The organism is Streptomyces sp. NBC_00388 (genome assembly GCF_036061255.1).
Classification (GTDB): Bacteria; Actinomycetota; Actinomycetes; order Streptomycetales; family Streptomycetaceae; genus Streptomyces.
Map to the genome: position 1 here is coordinate 1,453,024 of NZ_CP107948.1, position 20,272 is coordinate 1,473,295.

20 protein-coding genes are annotated in these 20,272 nt (G+C 71.9%); 13 read left to right on the forward strand and 7 right to left on the reverse strand.

What is annotated here, in order from left to right; genetic code table 11:
• Positions 1-149 precede the first annotated feature (149 nt).
• From OG917_RS06635 to OG917_RS06685, 11 genes are read left to right on the forward strand one after another with little or no spacing between them, the layout of a single operon-like run.
• Positions 150-1,649 carry an aldehyde dehydrogenase family protein gene (locus tag OG917_RS06635; RefSeq protein ID WP_328316600.1) on the forward strand — a complete coding sequence of 500 codons (1,500 nt, stop codon included), beginning with the start codon at positions 150-152 and terminating at the stop codon, positions 1,647-1,649.
• A 22-nt stretch (positions 1,650-1,671) separates the two neighbouring features.
• Positions 1,672-2,697 carry a VOC family protein gene (locus tag OG917_RS06640; RefSeq protein ID WP_328316601.1) on the forward strand — a complete coding sequence of 342 codons (1,026 nt, stop codon included), beginning with the start codon at positions 1,672-1,674 and terminating at the stop codon, positions 2,695-2,697.
• Positions 2,694-3,482, forward strand: a complete 789-nt coding sequence (locus OG917_RS06645) for an aspartate dehydrogenase domain-containing protein (RefSeq protein ID WP_328316602.1) — start codon at positions 2,694-2,696, stop codon at positions 3,480-3,482. The genes OG917_RS06640 and OG917_RS06645 overlap by 4 nt, the downstream gene beginning before the upstream one ends.
• The gene (locus tag OG917_RS06650; RefSeq protein WP_328316603.1) at positions 3,479-4,276 is read left to right on the forward strand and encodes an alpha/beta fold hydrolase; all 798 of its coding nucleotides are present in this window, start codon (positions 3,479-3,481) and stop codon (positions 4,274-4,276) included. Before OG917_RS06645 ends, OG917_RS06650 begins: the two co-directional genes overlap by 4 nt.
• 41 nt (positions 4,277-4,317) lie before the next feature.
• Complete coding sequence (locus OG917_RS06655; RefSeq protein ID WP_328316604.1) at positions 4,318-4,839, forward strand: cupin domain-containing protein; 522 nt, start codon at positions 4,318-4,320, stop codon at positions 4,837-4,839.
• A complete protein-coding gene (locus OG917_RS06660) occupies positions 4,839-5,579 on the forward strand; it encodes an SDR family oxidoreductase (RefSeq protein ID WP_328316605.1) in 741 nt (246 codons plus the stop codon). The genes OG917_RS06655 and OG917_RS06660 overlap by 1 nt, the downstream gene beginning before the upstream one ends.
• Positions 5,580-5,596: 17 nt before the next feature.
• The gene (locus OG917_RS06665) at positions 5,597-6,385 is read left to right on the forward strand and encodes an SDR family oxidoreductase (protein ID WP_328316606.1); all 789 of its coding nucleotides are present in this window, start codon (positions 5,597-5,599) and stop codon (positions 6,383-6,385) included.
• A 10-nt stretch (positions 6,386-6,395) separates the two neighbouring features.
• A complete protein-coding gene (locus tag OG917_RS06670; protein ID WP_328316607.1) occupies positions 6,396-8,021 on the forward strand; it encodes a thiamine pyrophosphate-binding protein in 1,626 nt (541 codons plus the stop codon).
• Between the two features lie 10 nt (positions 8,022-8,031).
• Positions 8,032-8,979: a PDR/VanB family oxidoreductase gene (locus OG917_RS06675; RefSeq protein ID WP_328316608.1), complete on the forward strand. Its 948-nt coding sequence runs from the start codon at positions 8,032-8,034 to the stop codon at positions 8,977-8,979.
• Between the two features lie 25 nt (positions 8,980-9,004).
• Positions 9,005-9,229, forward strand: a complete 225-nt coding sequence (locus tag OG917_RS06680; RefSeq protein WP_328316609.1) for a recombinase-like helix-turn-helix domain-containing protein — start codon at positions 9,005-9,007, stop codon at positions 9,227-9,229.
• A 1-nt stretch (position 9,230) separates the two neighbouring features.
• Positions 9,231-10,268 (forward strand): aromatic ring-hydroxylating dioxygenase subunit alpha, encoded by a 1,038-nt coding sequence (locus OG917_RS06685; RefSeq protein ID WP_328316610.1) that lies wholly within the window; start codon positions 9,231-9,233, stop codon positions 10,266-10,268.
• Here OG917_RS06685 and OG917_RS06690 read toward each other — a convergent pair.
• The gene (locus OG917_RS06690) at positions 10,262-10,828 is read right to left on the reverse strand and encodes a MarR family winged helix-turn-helix transcriptional regulator (RefSeq protein WP_328316611.1); all 567 of its coding nucleotides are present in this window, start codon (positions 10,826-10,828) and stop codon (positions 10,262-10,264) included. The genes OG917_RS06685 and OG917_RS06690 overlap by 7 nt on opposite strands.
• A 186-nt stretch (positions 10,829-11,014) precedes the next feature.
• Here OG917_RS06690 and OG917_RS06695 point away from each other — a divergent pair, with 186 nt between their 5' ends.
• Positions 11,015-11,686: a FadR/GntR family transcriptional regulator gene (locus OG917_RS06695; protein WP_328316612.1), complete on the forward strand. Its 672-nt coding sequence runs from the start codon at positions 11,015-11,017 to the stop codon at positions 11,684-11,686.
• A 36-nt stretch (positions 11,687-11,722) separates the two neighbouring features.
• Here OG917_RS06695 and OG917_RS06700 read toward each other — a convergent pair whose 3' ends face one another.
• The 5 genes from OG917_RS06700 to OG917_RS06720 form a co-directional block, all read right to left on the reverse strand.
• On the reverse strand, positions 11,723-12,757 hold the full coding sequence (locus OG917_RS06700) for an ABC transporter permease (RefSeq protein WP_328316613.1): 1,035 nt from the start codon (positions 12,755-12,757) through the stop codon (positions 11,723-11,725).
• Entirely contained in the window at positions 12,754-14,289 is a 1,536-nt protein-coding gene (locus OG917_RS06705) for a sugar ABC transporter ATP-binding protein (protein ID WP_328316614.1), read from the reverse strand. Before OG917_RS06705 ends, OG917_RS06700 begins: the two co-directional genes overlap by 4 nt.
• A gap of 2 nt (positions 14,290-14,291) precedes the next feature.
• The gene (locus tag OG917_RS06710; RefSeq protein ID WP_328316615.1) at positions 14,292-15,329 is read right to left on the reverse strand and encodes a sugar ABC transporter substrate-binding protein; all 1,038 of its coding nucleotides are present in this window, start codon (positions 15,327-15,329) and stop codon (positions 14,292-14,294) included.
• A gap of 137 nt (positions 15,330-15,466) precedes the next feature.
• Positions 15,467-16,246, reverse strand: coding sequence for an SDR family NAD(P)-dependent oxidoreductase (locus tag OG917_RS06715; RefSeq protein WP_328316616.1), 780 nt, complete (start codon positions 16,244-16,246; stop codon positions 15,467-15,469).
• Positions 16,243-17,568 (reverse strand): enolase C-terminal domain-like protein, encoded by a 1,326-nt coding sequence (locus OG917_RS06720; RefSeq protein ID WP_328316617.1) that lies wholly within the window; start codon positions 17,566-17,568, stop codon positions 16,243-16,245. Before OG917_RS06720 ends, OG917_RS06715 begins: the two co-directional genes overlap by 4 nt.
• Before the next feature lie 266 nt (positions 17,569-17,834).
• Here OG917_RS06720 and OG917_RS06725 point away from each other — a divergent pair, with 266 nt between their 5' ends.
• Positions 17,835-18,872, forward strand: coding sequence for a PAC2 family protein (locus tag OG917_RS06725; protein ID WP_328316618.1), 1,038 nt, complete (start codon positions 17,835-17,837; stop codon positions 18,870-18,872).
• A 139-nt stretch (positions 18,873-19,011) separates the two neighbouring features.
• Here OG917_RS06725 and mshC read toward each other — a convergent pair whose 3' ends face one another.
• Positions 19,012-20,241 (reverse strand): cysteine--1-D-myo-inosityl 2-amino-2-deoxy-alpha-D-glucopyranoside ligase, encoded by a 1,230-nt coding sequence (gene mshC, locus OG917_RS06730; protein ID WP_328316619.1) that lies wholly within the window; start codon positions 20,239-20,241, stop codon positions 19,012-19,014.
• Positions 20,242-20,272: the final 31 nt, after the last annotated feature.

Here is a 20,272-nt window from a genome sequence, read left to right on the forward strand (position 1 = left end):
TATCGCCTGCACACCGGACGACGTCAAGGGTCTGCACAGGTAAATCACCAAACGATTGAGGGGTTGCGCCCGAGTATTTAAGCCCTTAGATTTCAAGCCCTCACCCAACCCCACCTCCACCCCACCCTGTTCAGCCAGGAGGCTCCCGTATGCCCAGGTCCCCTGCCGCCGTGCCCGACGAAGCGCTCGTCGCCGGCGTATGGCGCCGGGGCGCCGGCGCCCCGGCCGAGACCGTCGACCCGGCCACCGGCCGTGTCCTCGCCACCGTGCACGCCGTCACCGTCGCGGAGGTCGGCGAGGCGGCCGAAGGCGCGGCCCGCGCCGCCGCCGATCCCGCCTGGCGCGCCCTCCTCCCCCACCAGCGCGCCCGGCTGCTGTACCGGATCGCCGAACTGACCGACGAAGCGGCGGGTCACCTCGCCGCGCTCCAGACCGCCGACACGGGCAAGACCCTCAATGAGACCCGCGCCCTGGTGGCCAGTGCGGCCGGGACCTTCCGCTACACGGCGGCCGCGCTGGAGACCGCCGAGGAGGCGATCACCCCGTCGCGCGGCGACTACCTCACGATGAGCACGTACGAGCCGATCGGCGTCGTCGGCGCGGTCAACCCCTGGAACTCCCCGGTGGCGAGCGACGCGCAGAAGCTCGCGCCTGCCCTGGCCGCCGGCAACGCGGTGCTGCTGAAGCCCGCCGAGTGGACCCCGCTGGTCTCGCTCGCGCTGGGGCGCCTGATCACCCGCGCCCTCGGTGAACTCTCGCTGCCCGCAGGCCTGCTGTCGGTACTCCCGGGGCGGGGCAGCGTCGTGGGCGACGCCATCGTGCGGCATCCGCGCACCGGGAAAGTGAGTTTCACCGGCGGCACGGAGACCGGCCGGACGATCGCGCACGCCGCGGCGGAGAAGCTGATGCCGGTCTCCCTGGAGCTGGGCGGCAAGTCACCGGCGGTCGTGCTCGACGACGCCGACATCGAACAGGCCCTGGCCGGTGTGATGTTCGGGGTCTTCTCCTCCAGCGGCCAGTCCTGCATAGCCGGATCACGGCTCTTCGTGGCGCGCGGGATCTACGACACCTTCGTCGGGGAACTGGCCGAGCGCACCCGGAAGCTGCGGGTCGGCCCCGGCACCGCACCGGACACCCAGGTCGGCCCGCTCGTGCACCACCGGCACCGGGACGCCGTGGCGGCCCGGGTCGACCTGGCCCGCGCCGAGGGTGCCCGGGTGCTCTGCGGCGGATCGGCGCCGCAGGGCGACGAGTACCGGGACGGCGCCTACTACCTGCCCACCCTCCTGGACGGCCTGGACAACTCCGCACGGACCTGCCAGGAGGAGATCTTCGGCCCGGTGCTCTGCGCGCTGCCCTTCGACGACGAGGACGACCTCGTCCGGCAGGCCAACGCCTCGGTGTACGGGCTGGCCTGCGGGATCTGGACCCGCGACCACCGCGCCGCCTGGCGGATCGCCCGCCGGATCGAGGCAGGCACCGTCTGGATCAACACGTACAAGCAGTTCAGCGCCGCCACCCCCTTCGGCGGCCTCAAGGACAGCGGTCTCGGGCGGGAGAAGAGCCGCGACGGCATCCGCGCCTACCAGCACCAGAAGTCCCTGTACTGGGGCACATCGGACGCTCCCCTGCCCTGGGCCGCTTCTTAACTCCTCCTGTCTGGAGACAGTCATGCCCCCACCCATCGCCCGGCTGCGGTCGCTGCGCAGCGTCGAGCTGTTCACGCCCGCCCTCACCGAGACCGCCGACTTCTACGAGGAGGTCTGGGGCCTGGAGAGCGTCGAGTCGGACACCGGCGCCCGCTGGCTGCGCGGCACCGGGACCGAGCACCACGTCCTGCACCTCACCCGCGCCGACCGCACCGGCCTCGGCCGGATCTCCTTCGCCGTGGCGACACCGGCCGAGGTGGACGAAGCGGCCCGGCGGCTGCTCGCCCGCGGCATCACCCCGGCCGCGGGCCCCGGCCCGCTCGGCCAGGTGGGCGGCGGCTACGGACTGCGCTTCACCGACCCCGAGCACCGGCTGATCGAGATAAGCGCCGAGGTCGAGGCGGTCGCCCCGCGCGGCCGGGACGGCTCCGTGCCGGTGGGTGTCACGCACACCGTGCTCAACACCACCGACATCGACGCCTCCGTGGCCTTCTACCGCGACGTGCTCGGCCTGCGGGTCTCCGACTGGTCCGAGCACCGGATGGCGTTCCTGCGGTGCAACGCGGACCACCACTGCGTCGCCTTCAACCAGGCCGAGTGGGCATCGCTGAACCACGTGGCGTACGAGATGAGTTCGGTCGACCACTTCATGCGCGGGCTCGGCCGCCTGCGCCACCACGGGATCGTCCCGCAGTGGGGCCCCGGACGGCACGGGCCCGGCGACAACACCTTCTCGTACTTCACCGACCCGGCGGGGCTCGTCTGCGAGTACACGTCGGAGGTCGCGCAGATCGTGGAGGACGCCTGGATCGCCCGGGTCTGGCGGCGGACCCCCGAACTCTCCGACCTCTGGGGGACAGCCGGTCCGCCGTCGGCGGAGATCCGCGAGCGGATGGCGGGCACCCCCGACCCCGGCCCGCTCGCCGCTTTCCCGGCCCGCACCGGGACAGCGGCCACCGCATCCGACACCGACACCGCCACCGCCACCGCCACCGCCACCGCCACCGCCACCGCCACCGCCACCGCCACCGAGGAGATTCCCGCATGACCCGCAGCGTGGGACTCGTCGGCTGGGGTGCCATCGGCCGCACCGTGGGCACCGCACTCGCGGCGGGCGCCGTCGAGGGAGCCGAACTGGTCTGCGTGGTGGACAACCGCGCGATCGGCGGGGCGCCCGCCCCGCAGCTGGCCTTCGACGAGGCCCTGGAGCGCTGCGATCTGATCGTGGAGGCTGCGGGCCAGGGCGTCGTGCGGGAGTGGGGCGAGCGCATCCTGCGGTCCGGTACCGATCTGCTCATCGCGTCGACCGGGGCGCTCACCGACGAGGAACTGGCGAAGCGGCTGCTGGCCGCAGGCCCCGGCCGCGTGTACTTCACTTCGGGCGCCGTCGGAGGGCTCGACCTGCTCCAGGCCGCCCGGGGGCTCGGACCGCTGCACGACGTGCGGCTGACCACCACCAAACTGCCCTCGACTCTGGAACAGCCCTGGATGGACGAGGAGTTGCTCACCCGGATGCGGACGGCGACAGGTCCGGTCGAGGTCATGGCCGGCACCGCCCGCGACATCCCGGTGAAATTTCCCAAGTCGACCAATGTGGCCGCCTCGGTGGCCCTCGCCGTGGGCGACCTCGACGCCGTACGGGTCCGGGTGATCGCCGATCCGGGCGCCGTCCGCACCCGCCACCTCATCGAGGCGCACGGCCCGCAGGGGAGCTACCGCTTCGAGGTCGCGCACCTGCCTGATCCGGGCAACCCCGCCACCAGCCGGATCGTGCCGTACGCGGTGCTGCGCAGCATCGCGGCCGTCGCCGGGCGGACGGGGCAGCTCCTGTGAGCGCCGCCGTACCGGCGGCCGGCCCGCACGTCACGGAGGCCGGGGCGGAGGGCCCGCTGCTGCTCTGCCTCCACGGCATCGGCTCGTCGTCCGCCGCCTTCGCCCCGCAGCTCGCGGAGCTCTCCGCGTACGTACGGGTGGTGGCCTGGGACGCCCCGGGCTACGCGGCCTCACCCGACCCCCGGGGGCCGCTGACGCTCGACGGCTACGCGGACGCGGCGGCGGCGCTCATCGAGGAGCGCGGCGGCAGTGCCCATGTGCTGGGGGTGTCCTGGGGCGGGGTCATCGCGCTGCGGCTGGCCGCCCGCCACCCGGGGCTCGTCGACTCCCTGATCCTCGCCGACTCCAGCGCCGGGTCGGGCGCCGATCCCGCGAAGGCGGCGGCGATGCGCGAGCGGGCGCGGGAGCTCGCCGACGCCGGGCCGCGGGCGTTCGCCGAGCGGCGCGGACCCCGGCTCGTCTCCGCGGGGGCGCCCCCGGACCTGGTCCTCCGGGTCGTCGACACCATGGCCGGCGCCGTCCGGCTGCCCGGACACGGTTACGCGGCAGAGGCGATGGCCGCAACCGATCTCCGCCCCGAACTCGCCGGGATCACCGTCCCCGCCCTCGTCATCTGCGGCGACGAGGACCGCGTCACCGGCGTCAAGGCGAGCCAGCTCCTCGCGGGCGCTCTCCACAAGTCCGCCTACGTGATCGTCAAGAACGCCGGTCACCTGGCCAACCAGGAGCAGCCCCGGGCCTTCAACGCCTGGGTGCTCTCCCACCTCCGCATCACCGCACAGATCCCGGAATGACCGGCCCGCGCACCCCCGCGCAGCTACCGAAGGAGCACGTCATGCCCATCACGACCACCGCGTACGACAACGGCGGCGACCTCGCCCGCTACACCGACGCCCTGATCGCCACCCGGGATTCCCGCGAGCCCGACTGGGACACGCTGGCCTTCCAGGCGAAGGCCGGTGAGCAGTACCGGCGCGCGCAGATCCGTTACGTCGGCTCCGGCGCGACCGGCGATCACGACGGGGACAACCGGATCCTGCCGTCCGGCGGCTTCACCTTCTCCAACATGCTGCTCCCGCCGGGCGCCGAGGGCCCCGAGCACACCCACCACGACGTCGAGGAGGCCTTCTTCGTCCTGGAGGGCAAGGTCCGTGTCGGGATCCACCGCGGCGCCGGCGAATCGGAGTACCGCACGCTCGGCTACCGCGACATGATCGTGGTGCCGGCGGGCGTGGCGCGTTCGCTGAAGAACGAGGGCGACACCGACGCGCTGTTCTGCGTCGTCATCGGCACCCGGAAGCCGCAGGTCCCGACCTACCCCGAGCACTCGCCGATGCACGGCGTGACCCGCGGCTGATGCGCACGGTCGTCATCACCGGCGCGGGCCGTGGCCTGGGACTGGCCATGGCCCGCCGGGCGGGCGCGGACGGCTTCCGTACCGTCGTCGCCGAACTGGACGGGGAACGCGGCGAGTCGGCGGTCCGCACGCTGCGCGCCGAGGGGCTCGACGCCCACTTCGTCCCGTGCGACGTGGCAGACCCCGGCTCGGTGGACGCACTCGCGTCGGCCGTGGCCGGTCTCGGCCCGCTGCACGGGCTGGTCAACAACGCGGCGCTCGCCAACGGTGTGGGCGGCAAGGAGTTCCAGGACATCACCGTGGCGGAGTGGGACCGGCTGATGGCCGTCAACGCCCGCTCCCCCTGGCTGGTCTCCCGGGCGCTGCTGCCCCAGCTGCTGGCCCACGGAAACGGCGGGCGCATCGTCCATCTCGCCTCCGACGCCGCCCTGTACGGCTCGGTACGGCTCGCCCACTACGTCACGTCCAAGGGCGCCGTCATCGCGCTCACCCGCGCCATGGCCCGGGAGCTCGGCGACCGGGGCATCACCGTGAACGCGGTGGCGCCCGGCATCACCGAGGGCGAGGCCACCGCTTCCGTACCGGCCGAGCGCCATGAGCTGTACCGCGCCAACCGTGCCATCTCGCGCCCGCAGCGCCCCGACGACCTGCTGGGGATCGTCTCGTTCCTGCTGGGCGCGGAGTCCCGCTATCTGACCGGACAGGTGATCGCCGTCAACGGCGGCTTCACCATGAACTGACCCTCGGAGCAATTGATATGGATCTGGGCCTCGCCGACCGCACCGTACTGGTCACCGGCGGCAGCTCGGGCGTCGGCCTGGCCACGGTCCGCGCCCTGCTCGACGAAGGCGCGTACGTCGCCGCCTGCGGCCGCGACCGGGACCGGCTGGACGCGGCGTCCGCCGGTCTCGGCGCGGGCCGCGACCGGCTGCTCACCGGAGTCTGCGACGTCCGGGACGCCGAAGCGGTCCGCCGCTTCACCGAGCACGCCGCCGGGCACTTCGGGGGGCTGGACGGGCTCGTCAACAACGCCGGCCAGTCGCGGATGAAGAACTTCACCGAGAGCACCGCGGCGGACTGGCGGGACGAACTGGAGCTGAAGTTCTCCGGCGTCCTGAACCCGCTGCACGCCGGACTCGCCCTGCTGCGCGCCTCGCCCGTCGCCTCCGTCGTCAACATCAACGCCGTACTCGCCAAACAACCAGAACCCCGGCTCATCACCACCAGCGCCGCACGCGCCGGGATCCTCAACCTCTCCGCCTCCCTCGCGCAGGAGCTGGCCCCGGACAACATCCGGGTCAACTCGGTCTGCCTGGGCCTGATCGACACCGGGCAGTGGACCCGCCGCCACGCGGCGTCCGGCACCTCGCTGCCCTACGAAGCGTGGCAGGCGGAGCTCGCCGCGGACCGCGGGATCTCGCTCGGCCGGCTCGGCCGCGCCGAGGAGGTCGCCTACGCGGTGGTGTCCCTGCTCTCGCCGCGCGCCTCGTACATCACAGGCACGGCTGTCGACGTCTGCGGCGGCATCAGCCGCTCCATCCTCTGAGGAGACCACCATGCGATACACCACCGGAGGCGATCTCCTCGTCGCCGTCCTGCGCGAACTCGGCATCGACACGGTCTTCGGGATCGTCAGCGTGCACAATCTGCCGCTGGTCGAGGCCGTCGACCGGGAGCTGCGCTTCGTGCCGGTGCGGCACGAGGCCACCGCGGTCAGCGCCGCCGACGCATACGGCCGGGCGCGCGGCTCCATCGGCTGTGCGCTCACCTCCACCGGCACCGGCGCGGGCAACGCGGCCGGCTCGCTCGTCGAGTCGCTCAGCTCGGGAACGGCGGTCCTGCACGTCACCGGGCAGATCGACAGCGCCTACCTGGGCGGCGGGCGCGGCTTCATCCACGAGACCAGGGACCAGCTCGCGATGTTGCGCGCGGTCTCCGCGTACGCCGCGACGGTCACGTCGGCCGATGACGCGGGCCGTCTGCTCCGCGAGGCGGCCCGGGCCGCGCTCACCGCCCCGGGCGGCCCCGGCAGCGTCGAGTGGCCGGTGGATCTCCAGTACGCGGCGCAGACGGACGGCGGACCGGTGCCCGCCGGGGATCCGCACCCGCGGCCCGATCCGGCGGTACTGGCGCCGGCCGCCGCGCTGCTGGCGTCCGCCCGGCGCCCGCTGATCTGGGCAGGCGGTGGCGCGAACGGGGCCGCGCCCCAGCTCACCGCGCTGCTCGCCGCGACCGGCGCGGGCCTGCTGACGTCCAACTCGGGGCGGGGGGCGGTGCCGGAGGACCATCCCGCGGTCATCGGCAATTTCGCCACCGCGCCGGCGGCACGCGCCCTGCTGGCCGACGCGGACGTCCTGCTCAGCATCGGCACGCACTTCCGGTCCAACGAGACCGCCGACTACACCCTCGCGCTGCCCGCGGCCCACATCCAGGTCGACGTCGACCCGGCGGCCATCGGCCGTGTCCACCCGGCGCGCCATGCCCTGCACGGGCGCGCGGACGGTGTGCTGGATGCCCTGCTGCCGTACGCGCGGCCGGCCGGGCCGGGGTGGACGGCCCGGGTCACGGCCGTACGGGACGAGGTCCGGGCGGCACTGCACGAGTCCATCGGCCCGCAGGCCGCGGTCTGCGACGCGCTGCGGGCCGTGCTGCCCCGGGAAGCGGTCGTCGCCCGCGACGTGACCATCGCCTCCAGCAGCTGGGGGAACCGCCTCCTGGAGATGTACGACCCCCGGTCCAATGTCTTCCCGCGCGGCGGCGGGATCGGACAGGGACTGGGCATGGGCATCGGGGCCGCGCTGGCCAGGCCCGGCACCCCCACGGTGGTGCTGGCGGGCGACGGAGGGCTCGCGGTCCACCTCGGTGAACTGCTCACGCTCGCCCAGGAGCGCCCGGCACTGACGCTGGTCGTCTTCAACGACGGCGGCTACGGGGTGCTGCGCAACATGCAGGACCGCTACAGCGGGCGCCGGTCCGGGGTGGATCTGACCACGCCGGACTTCGCACGGCTGGCGGGCGCCTGCGGACTCGCCTACGCGCGGATCGCCGAACCCGGCCACGCGCACCCGGTACTCGAACGCGCGGTCGCCTCCGGCGGGCCGGTGCTCGTCGAGGTCGATCTGGCCGCACTCGGCCCGATGAAGTCCCCGTTCACCCCGCCCGTCACGATCCCCACGGCGTAGGGAGACCACCATGGAAGCGCCCGGCGAACCCCGGCTCGACCTGCTTGTCCGCACCATGACCCTGGAGGCCGACGGGGTCCTCTCGGTCGGCCTCGTCCACCCGGAAGGAAAGCCGCTGCCCGCCTGGGCGCCCGGCGCCCATCTCGATCTGGAGATCGGCGGGCTGACCCGGCAGTACTCGCTCTGCGGAGACCCGCACGACCTCTCCGGGTACCGCGTCGGTGTACTCGACGAGCCGTCGTCGCGCGGCGGTTCCCGCTATGTCCACACCCGGCTGCGGCCCGGTCAGCGGATCACCGCGGCCGGGCCGAGGAACCACTTCGCGCTGGACGCGGCCGACCGGTACGTCTTCGTCGCGGGCGGTATCGGCATCACCCCGATCCTGCCGATGGCCCGGGAGGCCGCACGCCGGTCCGTCCCGTACACCCTGGTGCACGGCGGCCGGACGCGGGCGTCCATGGCCTTCGCCGCCGAGCTCGCGGAGCTCGGCGGCGGGGACGTGCTCCTGCACCCGCAGGACGAGCTGGGGCACATCGACCTGACGGCGGCGCTCGCCGGGGTGGGTCCCGGCACGCTGGTCTACTGCTGCGGACCTGAGCCGCTGCTCGCCGCCGTGGAAGCGGTCTGCCCCGCCGGGCTGCTGCGGGTGGAGCGGTTCGCCGCCCCGGCCACCGCGCCGGCCGGGGACGGCAGCGCCTTCGACGTGGAGTGCCGGGCGTCCGGCGTCACCGTCACGGTCGGCAGCGGCACCTCTGTCCTGGAGGCCGTCGAGGCCGCGGGTGTCCGCGCCGGCAGCTCCTGCCGGGACGGCATCTGCGGGACCTGCGAGACCCGGGTGCTCGAAGGCACCCCCGACCACCGGGACTTCGTCCTCAGCGAGAGCGAGCACGCGTCGAACGCGACCATGATGATCTGCGTGTCGCGCTGTGCCTCCGGCTCTCTCGTCCTCGACCTCTGAACCCCCCGAACCCCCTGGAGGCACTGTGACCACCGACTGGCCCTACCTGGACGCACACCAGTCACGCACCCATGAGCCGACCCCCTACGAGTACCGGCTGGCCTCGGCCCTGGAGGAGGTCTTCACCCACGAGGGCCACGAACTGGCCGACGTCGTACGGGGACTCAACGCCCGCCAGGTGCGCTCCCCCGACGGCGCCCCGTGGACCGAGCAGTCCTTCCGCGCCGAGATCAACCGACTGGGAGCGTGACATGACCACTCTGACCGCCGACCACATCTACGCCACCGGCCTGCGCAACCAGTGGCACCCCGTCGTGCCCTCCCGCTTCGTGGCACCGGGCGCCATGCGCAAGGTCACCGTGCTCGGTGAGCAGTGGCTGCTGTTCCGCCGCTCCGACTCGACACTGAGCATGCTCGCCGACCGGTGCCCGCACCGCGGCGCACCGCTCTCGCTGGGCAAACACCTGGGCGACCGGGTGGCCTGCTGGTACCACGGCCTGGAGATCGGGACCGACGGCACGGTGTCGTCGGTGCCCGGGCTGCCCGGCTGCAATCTGGAGGGCAAGAAGCTGGTGCGGAGCCTGCCGGTGGTTGAGGTGGGCGGGGCGGTGCTCGCCTGGTTCGGCGACGACGGCCATCCGGAGCCGGCGCCGCTGACCCTGCCGGAGCCGCTCACCGACCCGGGCACCGACGCGATCCTCTGCTACGCGGAGTGGAACGGCCCCTGGCGGTACGCGGTGGAGAATCTGCTCGACCCCATGCACGGCGCGTTCCTGCACCGGGAATCGCACACCATGTTCGACGGTGACACCACGGCCAGGTTCCGTATCCGTGAGACGGACCGCGGCTACTTCTTCGAGAAGACCGACCAGCGCGGCGTCAACTTCGACTGGGTGGAGCTCTGCAGGACCGGTGTCGACTGGGTCGACCTGTCCATCCCCTATCCACCGTCGGCGGGGCCCGGCGGTCCGTTCGGCATCGTCGGGATGGTCTGCCCGGTGGACGAGAGCCGTACGGGCGTCTTCTTCTGGCGCTACCGCAAGGTCGGGGGATGGCAGCGGGACAGCTGGCGCTTCCTCTACCGGACCCTGATCGAGGAGCGCCACTGGCAGGTCCTCGAACAGGACCGGGTGATGCTGGAGGCCATGCCCGCCGACGCCGACCAGCGGGAGAACCTGTACCAGCACGACCTGGGGGTGGTCAGGCTCCGCCGGATGTACCGGGCGGAGGCCGAGTCCCAGGGCCACTCAGGGGCGAAGGCCCCGTCGCAGGCGGCGCCCGCTCACTGACCGCCGGGGGCGTCCTGCCCACCGGCCGGGCCGGGGTCCGTGTCCGAATCGGTGATGGACCGCTCAAGACGGGAGAGCAGCCGCGCCAGCTGACGGCACTCCGCGGGGGTGAGGCCGCCGAGCATCCGGCGTTCGTTGTCGAGATGCTCGGCGAACACCTCGTCCACCTTGGCGAGCCCGGCAACCGTGAGCCGCGAGTAGACGACACGGCGGTCCCCTGCGTCGCGCTCCCGGACGATCAGGCCGTCCTTCTCCAGCCGGTCGATCCGCAGCGTCACCCCGGCCGATGACACCAGGCCGGAGTCTGCGAGCTGGCCCGCCGTCAGCCGGTAGGGCGCTCCCGACCTGCGCAGCGCGGTCAGGACGTCGAACCCCGCCACGGAGAGGCCGTGCCGGTCGATCGCGGTGGTGAGCCGGGTGCTGTACCGGAGAAAGGTACGGTGCAGCCTGGCCAGGACCTCCAGCGGCGCGGTGTCCAGCTCGGGCCGCTCCCGCGCCCAGTCCCCCACAATGGACGCGACAGCGTCCTGGTGTGCTCCCGCCGTCTTCTTCCCGGCCATGCGCCGCAGCCTCCCTGTCACCGCTCACAACGTCATACAAGGATGAAATCTTAGCCCTGAAATATGTCGGCTCGCACAGTTCCCGAACGGACCGGCGGGGCCGTTTCCGCGGACCCGTGTGCGCGAACGGCCCGGGAGGAGCCATAATCAGCAGATACATCGGATGTCTGTTGAGGCGAGGTTCCCATGGCTGTGACCGACGAGGCCATCGAGAAGATCAAGGAAATGATCGTCTCGGGCGCACTGCGGCCCGGCGACCGGCTGCCCAAGGAGAGCGAACTCGCCGCCGAGCTGGGGCTCTCACGCAACTCGCTGCGCGAGGCGGTGCGCGCGCTGTCCCTGATCCGCATCCTCGACGTACGGCAGGGCGACGGCACGTACGTCACGAGTCTGGACCCGCAGCTGCTGCTCGAAGCGATGAGCTTCGTGGTGGACTTCCACCGGGACGACACCGTGCTGGAGTTCCTGGCCGTACGCCGCATCCTGGAGCCGGCCGCCACGGCGATGGCCGCGCACCGGATCGGCGAGGAGGAGCTGGAGTCCCTCAGCGCCCAGCTGGACGCCCTCGGCCCACAGCCGTCGGTGGAAGAGCTGGTCGCCTGCGACCTGGAGTTCCACCGGGGCATCGTGCAGAGCTCGGGGAACTCGGTGCTCTGCTCACTGCTCGACAGCCTCTCGGGGCCCACCACCCGCGCCAGGGTCTGGCGGGGACTCACCCAGGAGGACGCGGTGAGCCGCACGCTCCACGAGCACCGCGCCATCCTGACGGCCCTCAGGGACCGGGACGCCGAAGCGGCCCGGTCCTGGGCGACGGTGCACATCGCCAGCGTCGAGCAGTGGCTGCGTTCGACCCTGTGAGCCCGGCGCCCCGGGCCGGGCCCGGGGGCCGCGCCGTCAGTCCTGCTCCTCCCCGCTCGCGAAGCGGGAGGCGATCAGCGCGATGATGATGATCGCTCCGTTCAGGAACGTCTCCCACTGGCCGGGCACCCCGGCGAGCGTCATCACATTGACCACGAGCTGAAGGGCGAGCACACCGGTGAGCGCGCCGAAGATGGTGCCCCGGCCGCCCTTCAGCCCGATGCCGCCGATCACCGCGGCGGCCATGACCTGGAAAATCATGTCCTTGCCCTGCGCGGCGCCCACCGACCCGTAGTGGCCGGTGTAGAGGATTCCGGCGAAGGCCGCGAGCAGCCCGCCGATCGCCAGCACGATCCAGGTGACCCGGTCCACCCGGATCCCGGCCGCGCGGGCCGCCTCCGGGTTGCCGCCGATCGCGTACAGCGACCGGCCGTGCCGGGTCCAGGCCAGTGCGGCCCCGCCGACGGCGAACAGGGCCAGACAGATCCAGACCGCCGCGGGGGCGCCGAGCCAGGACGCCCTGCCCAGGTAGCTGAACGAGGCCGGGACCTCGATGATCGACTTCCCCTCGGTGATCCCGATGTGCAGCCCGCGGAGCATCATCAGCATGCCCAGCGTCGCGATGAAGCCGTTGACCCGCAGCTTCAGCATCAGGAAGCCGTTGAAGGCGCCGATGGCGAGGCCCGCGAGCAGGCAGAGCGGGATCGCCGTCCAGGCGGGGAGCAGCCCGAGCCCCGCGAAGCGGTCGCCGGACGACGGAAGCACCAGCCAGAGCGCGATGACCGGTGCGATACCGATCGTCGACTCCAGCGACAGGTCCATCCGCCCGCAGATCAGGATGAACGCCTGGGCCAGTACCAGCAGGCTCAGTTCGGACGACTGCTGAATGACGTTGATCAGGTTCTGGGACGTCAGGAACACCGGCGAGACGATGAATCCGATCACCATCAGCACCAGGATCACCGGCACGAGCGAGAAGTCGCTCCAGCGGATCAGCGCCAGCCTGGCGCGCACCGGGCTCACCCGGGCCGTGGTCCCCTCGGCCGCTGCCGGCCGGATCGTGTCGGTCATGCCCGCTCCCCCACACCTTCCATGGCGGCGACCAGTTCGCCGTCCGTCCACCCGCTGTCGTATTCCGCGACCACCCGTCCGTGGAAGAGTGCGACCACCCGGTCGCACACCCGCAGGTCGTCGAGTTCGTCGGAGATGATCACCGCGGCGTTGCCCTCGTCGGCGACCCGCCGCACCACGCCCAGGAGCGAGTCCTTGGACTTGATGTCCACGCCGGCCGTCGGCCGTACCGCCACCAGCGTGCTGGGGTTGCGCGCCAGGGCGCGGGCGACCACCACCTTCTGCTGGTTGCCGCCGGAGAGCCCCGAGACCCTCTGGTCGGGTCCGGTGGTCTTGATGTCCAGCGACGAGATCATGCTGCTCGCGAACTCCCGTGTACGGGAAGGGAGTACGGTGCCCCACCGCCCGAGCTGGCCGGCGACCGTCAGGGTCGCGTTCTCCGCCACACTGCGCTCCATGACCAGGCCCTGCCGGTGCCGGTCCTCCGGGATGTAGCCGATCCCCGCGTTCAGGGCATGCGGCACACTTCCCGGTCTGACATCGCGGCCCCGGACCGAGACCCGCCCGGATGTGGCCTTGCGCATGCCGACGAGCGTCTCGCCCAGCGCGGTGTTGCCGCTGGCCGCCGCGCCCGCGATACCGAGCACCTCGCCGGGGCGGACCTCGATGTCCAGCGGCTCGAACTCACCGTCGAGTGCGAGTCCCTCGGTCCGCAGGACCGGTTCGGCCGCCCCGGCGCCGGCGGCCGGCTTCGTACCGGACGCCGCGTGCCAGGCCACCGGGCCTGCCGCGGACTCGCCGGTCATCGCGGCGACCAGATCGGCCTTGCCCAGGTCCGCGACGGGCGCGGTCAGGACGTGCCGGGCGTCGCGGTAGACCGTGACGGCCGTGCACAGCTCGTACACCTCCTGGAGGTGGTGCGAGATGAAGAGGAACGCGACCCCCTGGCTCTGGAGGTCCCTGAGCCTGGTGAACAGAGTCTGGATGCCCCGTGCGTCGAGCTGCGCGGTGGGCTCGTCGAGGATGATCAGCCGGGCGCCGAACGACAGGGCGCGGGCGATCTCCACGAACTGCACCTGCTCGACGGAGAGATCCTTCGCGCGGGCGCCGGGGTCGACGTCCACCCCGTAGTCGGCGAGCAGCGCCGCGGCCCGCCTGCGCAGTTGGGACCAGCTGATCCACCGGCCGCCCCCCGCACCGCGACCGAGGCCGAAGTTGTTCAGGAAGAGGTTCTCGGCCACGGTGAGATCGGGTACTGCCATGGACTTCTGGTAGACACAGGCGACCTTCGACTGCCAGGCCATGGTGTCCCCGAAGGCGGGGGCCGGCTCACCGCTGAAGGTGACCGTCCCCGCGTCCGGTTTGTGGAGTCCGGTGATGACGCTGACGAGGGTGGACTTCCCGGCGCCGTTGCGCCCGACCAGGGCGTGCGACTCACCGGGCCGGACTGTCAGGCGGACATCGTCGAGTGCGACGGTGGGACCGAAGCGCTTGACGATGCCCTGCGCATGAACCGCGGGTGCATCGGGCATGGTCAGTTCTTCTTCCCCAGCTGATTGGCCCACAGCTTCGGGTCGTTCACGTTGGCCTTGGTCACGAGCGGCGCGGGAAGCTGGTCCTCGAATCCGTTCGGGATCTTGATGATGGTGGAGCCGTGGTCGGTCGGACCGGGCTTGAAGGCCTTGCCGTCGACGGCCGCCCTGGCGTAGTAGAGCGCGTATTTCGCGTACAGATCGGCGGGCTGGGAGATGGTCGCGTCGATCTTCCCGGCCTTGATCGCGTCGAACTCCTCCGGGATACCGTCGTTGGAGATGATCGTGATGTGGCCCTTCGAGCCGGCCGGCTTCAGCAGCTTCTTCTGCTCCAGGAGGGCCAGCGTGGGCTGCAGGAAGACACCGCCCGCCTGCATGTAGATCCCGTTGATGTCGGGGTGGGCAGCCAGAGTGGACTGGAGCTTGGCCGACGCGACATCGCCCTTCCAGTCGGTGGCCAGCTCGAAGACCTTCATTTTGGGGAAGTTCTTGGTCATGCAGGACTTGAAGGCCACGGACCGGTCCCGGCCGTTGATCGACGACAGGTCGCCCTGGAACTCGACGACCTTGCCCTCGCCCTTCAGCTGCTTTCCGAGGTACTTGCAGGCGTTCTCGCCGTACGCGCGGTTGTCGGCGCGCACCACCATGTAGACATCGCCCTTGTCGGGGCGGGTGTCGACACTGATGACGGGGATCTTCTTCTGGTTGAGGCTCTGCAGCGTCGAGGCGACGGCCCCGGTGTCCTGCGGGGCCATCACGACGGCCTTGGCGCCCTGGTCGCTGAAGGTCTGGACGTTGGCGACGAGCTTGCCGATGTCGTTCTGCGAGTTGGTCAGCGGGAGCGCCCTGACCTCGCCGGCCGCGACGCCCTTCTTGACGTACTGCTGGTAGGAGTTCCAGAAGTCGCTGTCGCTGCGCGGCAGATCGATACCGACCTTCTTGTCGGCCGCTCCGCTCCCCGAGTCGCGGTTGCAGCCCGCGAGCGCAGTCACGGCCAGCAGTACGGCGCAGGCTGCCGCACTCGTAGTACGCACTCTCATTGGTGTCCCGTCCTGGATAGTGGCGCTTGGTGCTCTGTCGGCCGTGCGGCCGGTGTGCGCGGACCGTTCTCCCGGCGCTTGTGCCCGGCCGGCCGGTTCCGTGCGTGTGCTTCGGTGCGTTGTGCCCGGTGTGCGTCTCAGCCGGCGGCGGGGCGCAGGCGCAGTCCCTGCATTCCGCCGTCGACCGCGAGCGACGTCCCGGTCACCGCCGCCGCCGCGGGGCTCGCCAGGTAGAGGACGGCCGCCGCCACCTCCCCGGCCGTGACCAGCCGGCCGGTGGGCTGGCGGGCGTTGAGCGCCGCGCGCTCGGCCTCCGGGTCGTCCGCCTGGCCGAGCAGCCGCCCGACCCACGGGGTGTCCGCTGTGCCGGGGTTGACGCAGTTGACCCGGATCCCCTCGCGGACGTGGTCCGCCGCCATGGCCAGGGTCAGTGCGAGGACCGCGCCTTTGCTGGCGCTGTAGAGGGCGCGCTGCGGCAGCCCGGCGGTCGCCGCGATGGAGCAGGTGTGGGTGACGGAGACGCATCCCGGGCGGTCGGCGGCGGAACGGCGCAGATGCGGCAGCGCGTGGCGGGCGGTGCGGACCATGCCGAGGACGTTGATGTCCAGGACCCGCTGCCACTCCTCGTCGGTGTTGTCGGCCACCGTGCCGACGGCGCCGATGCCCGCGTTGGAGACCACGGTGTGCAGCGCGCCGCATGCCGCCGCTGCCGCGTCGACCGCCTCCCGCACCGCGCCGTCGTCGGTGACGTCCGCCGTGAGCGCGAGGGTGCCGTCCGGCGCCCCCTTGGTCTCGCGGTCGAGTACGGCGACCCGGGCGCCCCGGGCGAGCAGCTCGGTGGCGATGGCGGCTCCGATGCCTGAAGCTCCGCCGGTGACCAGGGCGCCGAGCCCTTCGAAGTCGCGTGCAGTGGTCACGAGTTGACCTCCTCGGTGGTACGGCGGGCCTGCCAGACGGGCCCGTCGGGATAGCGGTGTGCGGCGAGGGAAGCGGGGTGCATACGTGCGGAGAAGCCCGGTGCGCGGGGCGCCAGGTAGCGTCCGTCCTCGATCACCACGGGGTCGGTGAAGTGTTCGTGCAGGTGGTCCACGTACTCGATGACACGGTCGTCCTGGCTGCCGGAGACGGCGACGTAGTCGAACATCGCCAGGTGCTGGACCAGTTCGCACAGTCCGACGCCGCCCGCGTGCGGGCAGACCGGGACGCCGAACTTGGCCGCGAGCAGCAGGATCGCGAGGTTCTCGTTGACCCCGGCGACCCGCGCGGCGTCGATCTGGACGAAGTCGACGGCGCCGGCCTGGAGCAGCTGCTTGAAGACGACCCGGTTGGCGACGTGCTCGCCGGTGGCGACCTTCACCGGCTGCCCCGATCTGACCGCCGCGTGGCCGAGGATGTCGTCGGGGCTGGTCGGCTCCTCGATCCAGTGCGGGTCGCAGGGGGCGAGTGCCTCCATCCACCGCAGCGCCTCCGCGACGTCCCAGCGCTGGTTGGCGTCCACCGCGACCCGGATGTCCGGTCCGACGGTCGCGCGGGCCAGCTTCATCCTGCGGACGTCGTCCCCGAGGTCGGCGCCGACCTTCAGCTTGATCTGCCCGAAGCCGGCCGCGACCGCCTCCTTGGCGAGCCGTACCAGCTTCTCGTCGGAGTAGCCGAGCCAGCCGGGCGACGTGGTGTACGCGGGATAGCCGTCGGCGCGCAGCAGCGCGGACCGTTCGGCGCGGCCGGGTTCGGCGGCGCGCAGGATACCGAGGGCCTCGCCGGGGGTGAGAGCGTCGGTCAGGTAGCGAAAGTCGACGAGGGAGACGAGCTCCTCCGGTGTCATCCCGGCCAGGAACTCCCAGACCGGCTTGCCCGCCACGGTGGCCGCCAGGTCCCAGGCGGCGTTGATGACGGCGCCCGCCGCCATGTGCATCACCCCCTTCTCGGGGCCGAGCCAGCGCAGCTGCGAGTCGTGGGTGAGGTCGCGGTGGAGCGCCGCGAGCCCGGCGGCGGTCAGCGGCGCGGGGCGCCCCTCCACATAGGGTCGCAGCGCTTCGATGGCGGCGGCGACGACTTCGTTGCCGCGCCCGATGGTGAAACAGAAGCCATGTCCCGCGACGCCGTCCGGTGCGTCGGTGCTGAGCACCACGTAGGCCGCCGAGTAGTCGGGGTCCGGGTTCATGGCGTCCGAGCCGTCGAGCTGTTCCGAGGTGGGGAATCGGATGTCGTGGACCTCGAACCCCGTGACGGTCGGACTCATCCACACTCCCTTGGTAAGAACATCGGACCTTTAATTTGTCATCCGATGTATAGCCCCGCACATGCCGCACCGTCCAGGGGCGGGACGAAATTTGCGGGTACAGCTCGGATGAATCGGTCCGATAGGGGCAGACTTTCCGGACGGCCTGTCCAGCTGCCGGGGAGGGGCGCGGCAAGGAACGGGGGGCGTGCACAAGGGCTGCGTCGGGGTACCCGGGAAGCCGTAAGGTTGGTGCGTAAGAGAAGAACTTCGGAGGGAGGCACTGGGTGATCGAGCTCGAGGGGGTTCCCGAGCTGATCGACCCGGTCATGGTGGCCGCGTTCGAGGGCTGGAACGACGCCGGCGACGCAGCCTCCACCGCGGTCGCCCACCTGGACCGGGAGTGGAAGGGCGAGGTGTTCGCGGCGCTCGACGCCGAGGACTACTACGACTTCCAGGTCAACCGGCCGACGGTGTGGCTGGACGGCGGGGTACGCAAGGTCACTTGGCCCACGACCCGGCTCTCCGTGATCCGGGTGACCGGCGACAAACCCCGTGACCTGGTGCTGGTCCGCGGGATCGAACCGTCCATGCGCTGGCGCTCGTTCTGCAACGAGATCCTCGGTTTCGCCCACGAGCTGGGCGTCGAGATGGTGGTGATCCTGGGCGCGCTGCTGGGCGACACCCCGCACACCCGGCCCGTACCGGTCAGCGGGGTCACATCGGACGCGGACCTGGCCAGGACGATGGATCTGGAGGAGACGCGGTACGAGGGCCCGACGGGCATCGTCGGCATCCTCCAGGAGGCGTGCACGCACGCCGGTGTGCCCGCGGTGAGCCTGTGGGCCGCCGTCCCGCACTACGTGTCCCAGCCGCCCAACCCCAAGGCCACGCTCGCCCTGCTGAACCGGCTGGAGGACCTCATCGACCTGCGGATCCCGCTGGGTGAGCTCCCCGAGGACGCCCGCGCGTGGCAGGTCGGGGTGGACCAGCTGGCCGCCGAGGACAGCGAGGTGGCGGAGTACGTCCAGACGCTGGAGGAGGCACGCGACACCGCCGAGCTCCCGGAGGCATCGGGCGAGGCCATCGCCCGGGAGTTCGAACGGTATCTGCGGCGCCGTGACGGCGGGCCCGGCGCCGGTCCCGGCCAGGCAGGCGGGCACGCCACGGACGGCGGCGAGGGCAGCAGCTATCTGCGGGACGCCCCGGGCAGCCGGTCCAGGCCCCCGAAACCGCAGCGGCCCGAACCGGGCAGCGGCAAGGAGCCGGGCGGCAGCGGTCCCGCGGACGACGAGGACGGCCCGGAGGACTCTCCCGGGGAGTGACACCTGAGGGCAGGCACCCCCGGTGGAAGTCGGTCGCCCCCGGACTCCTCAGGAGTCCGGGGGCGACGGCGGAAGCGGGGGCCTGCCGCAGGACGGGGCCCGCGGGGAGGCGAGGCCTCCGGTACCGCGGGCCTTCTCCCTAGAGGGCCACCCCGAGCAGGGCGTCGGCCGCACGCGACACCAGACCCGGTGCGCCCTCGTCCGTACCGCCGTCCGACTCCTGGAGCGCGGCCCAGCGGTCCACGGCACGCAGCGCGGCAGGTGCGTCGAGGTCGTCGGCGAGCGCCTGCCTGACCTCCTCGACCAGGGCGTCGGCGGACGGCCCGTCAGGCCGGGAGACAGCGGCGCGCCAGCGTCCGAGCCGCTCCACGGCCTCCTGGAGGACCTGGTCCGTCCACTCCCAGTCCGAGCGGTAGTGGTGGGCCAGCAGGGCGAGCCGGATCGCGGCCGGGTCCACGCCGTCCTGGCGCAGCTTCGAGACGAAGACGAGATTGCCCTTGGACTTGGACATCTTCTCGCCGTCCAGGGCGACCATGCCCGCGTGCACATAGGCCTGGGCGAACGGGTGCTCACCGGTCAGCACCTGGGCGTGCGACGCGCCCATCTCGTGGTGCGGGAAGGCGAGGTCGGAACCGCCGCCCTGGACGTCGAAGCCCATCCCGAGGTGTTCGAGGGCGATGGCCACGCACTCGATGTGCCAGCCGGGCCTGCCGCGGCCGAGTGAACCGCCGTCCCAGCTGGGCTCGCCCTCACGCGCGCCCAGCCACAGCATCGGGTCTAGCGGGTTCTTCTTGCCGGGCCGCTCGGGGTCTCCGCCCCGCTCGGCGGAGAGCAGGCGCATCGCCTCGCCGTCCAGGTTCGACACCTCACCGAAGTGGGTGTCGCTCTCCACGGAGAAGTAGACGTCGCCGTCGAGGTCGTAGGCCGCGCCGCAGTCCCGCAGCCGCTCGACGAGCGGCACGATGCGGGGGATGGCCTCGACCGCTCCGATGTAGTGCTTCGGCGGGAGCATCCGCAGCGCGGTCATGTCCTCGCGGAAGAGCGCCGTCTCGCGCTCCGCGAGCTCGGTCCAGTCCTCGCCGTCGCGGACGGCCCGCTCCAGCAGCGGATCGTCCACGTCGGTCACGTTCTGGACGTAGTGGACCTGCCGCTTGGTGTCGAGCCACACGCGCTGAACGAGGTCGAACGCGTTGTAGGTCGCCGCATGACCGATGTGGGTCGCGTCGTACGGCGTGATGCCGCACACGTAGATGCGGGCGACGGGGCCGGGGTCGAGGGTGACTCGTCCGCCGGTCGCGGTGGAGTGGATCTGGAGGTCGGCGCCCTTGCCGGGCAGGGCGGGAACCTCAGAAGCGGGCCAGGCATGCATGACACGAGCGTAACCGGACGTCAGTTCAGGG

Bases quoted from the DNA above. Each gene is read 5' to 3' on its own strand.
- OG917_RS06710 (WP_328316615.1), bottom strand. From the start codon at position 15,329: ATGAGAGTGCGTACTACGAGTGCGGCAGCCTGCGCCGTACTGCTGGCC.
- OG917_RS06700 (WP_328316613.1), bottom strand. From the start codon at position 12,757: ATGACCGACACGATCCGGCCGGCAGCGGCCGAGGGGACCACGGCCCGG.
- OG917_RS06695 (WP_328316612.1), top strand. From the start codon at position 11,015: ATGGCTGTGACCGACGAGGCCATCGAGAAGATCAAGGAAATGATCGTC.
- OG917_RS06690 (WP_328316611.1), bottom strand. From the start codon at position 10,828: ATGGCCGGGAAGAAGACGGCGGGAGCACACCAGGACGCTGTCGCGTCC.
- OG917_RS06720 (WP_328316617.1), bottom strand. From the start codon at position 17,568: ATGAGTCCGACCGTCACGGGGTTCGAGGTCCACGACATCCGATTCCCC.
- OG917_RS06635 (WP_328316600.1), top strand. From the start codon at position 150: ATGCCCAGGTCCCCTGCCGCCGTGCCCGACGAAGCGCTCGTCGCCGGC.
- OG917_RS06655 (WP_328316604.1), top strand. From the start codon at position 4,318: ATGCCCATCACGACCACCGCGTACGACAACGGCGGCGACCTCGCCCGC.
- mshC (WP_328316619.1), bottom strand. From the start codon at position 20,241: ATGCATGCCTGGCCCGCTTCTGAGGTTCCCGCCCTGCCCGGCAAGGGC.
- OG917_RS06670 (WP_328316607.1), top strand. From the start codon at position 6,396: ATGCGATACACCACCGGAGGCGATCTCCTCGTCGCCGTCCTGCGCGAA.
- OG917_RS06675 (WP_328316608.1), top strand. From the start codon at position 8,032: ATGGAAGCGCCCGGCGAACCCCGGCTCGACCTGCTTGTCCGCACCATG.
- OG917_RS06665 (WP_328316606.1), top strand. From the start codon at position 5,597: ATGGATCTGGGCCTCGCCGACCGCACCGTACTGGTCACCGGCGGCAGC.
- OG917_RS06685 (WP_328316610.1), top strand. From the start codon at position 9,231: ATGACCACTCTGACCGCCGACCACATCTACGCCACCGGCCTGCGCAAC.
- OG917_RS06640 (WP_328316601.1), top strand. From the start codon at position 1,672: ATGCCCCCACCCATCGCCCGGCTGCGGTCGCTGCGCAGCGTCGAGCTG.
- OG917_RS06660 (WP_328316605.1), top strand. From the start codon at position 4,839: ATGCGCACGGTCGTCATCACCGGCGCGGGCCGTGGCCTGGGACTGGCC.
- OG917_RS06645 (WP_328316602.1), top strand. From the start codon at position 2,694: ATGACCCGCAGCGTGGGACTCGTCGGCTGGGGTGCCATCGGCCGCACC.
- OG917_RS06705 (WP_328316614.1), bottom strand. From the start codon at position 14,289: ATGCCCGATGCACCCGCGGTTCATGCGCAGGGCATCGTCAAGCGCTTC.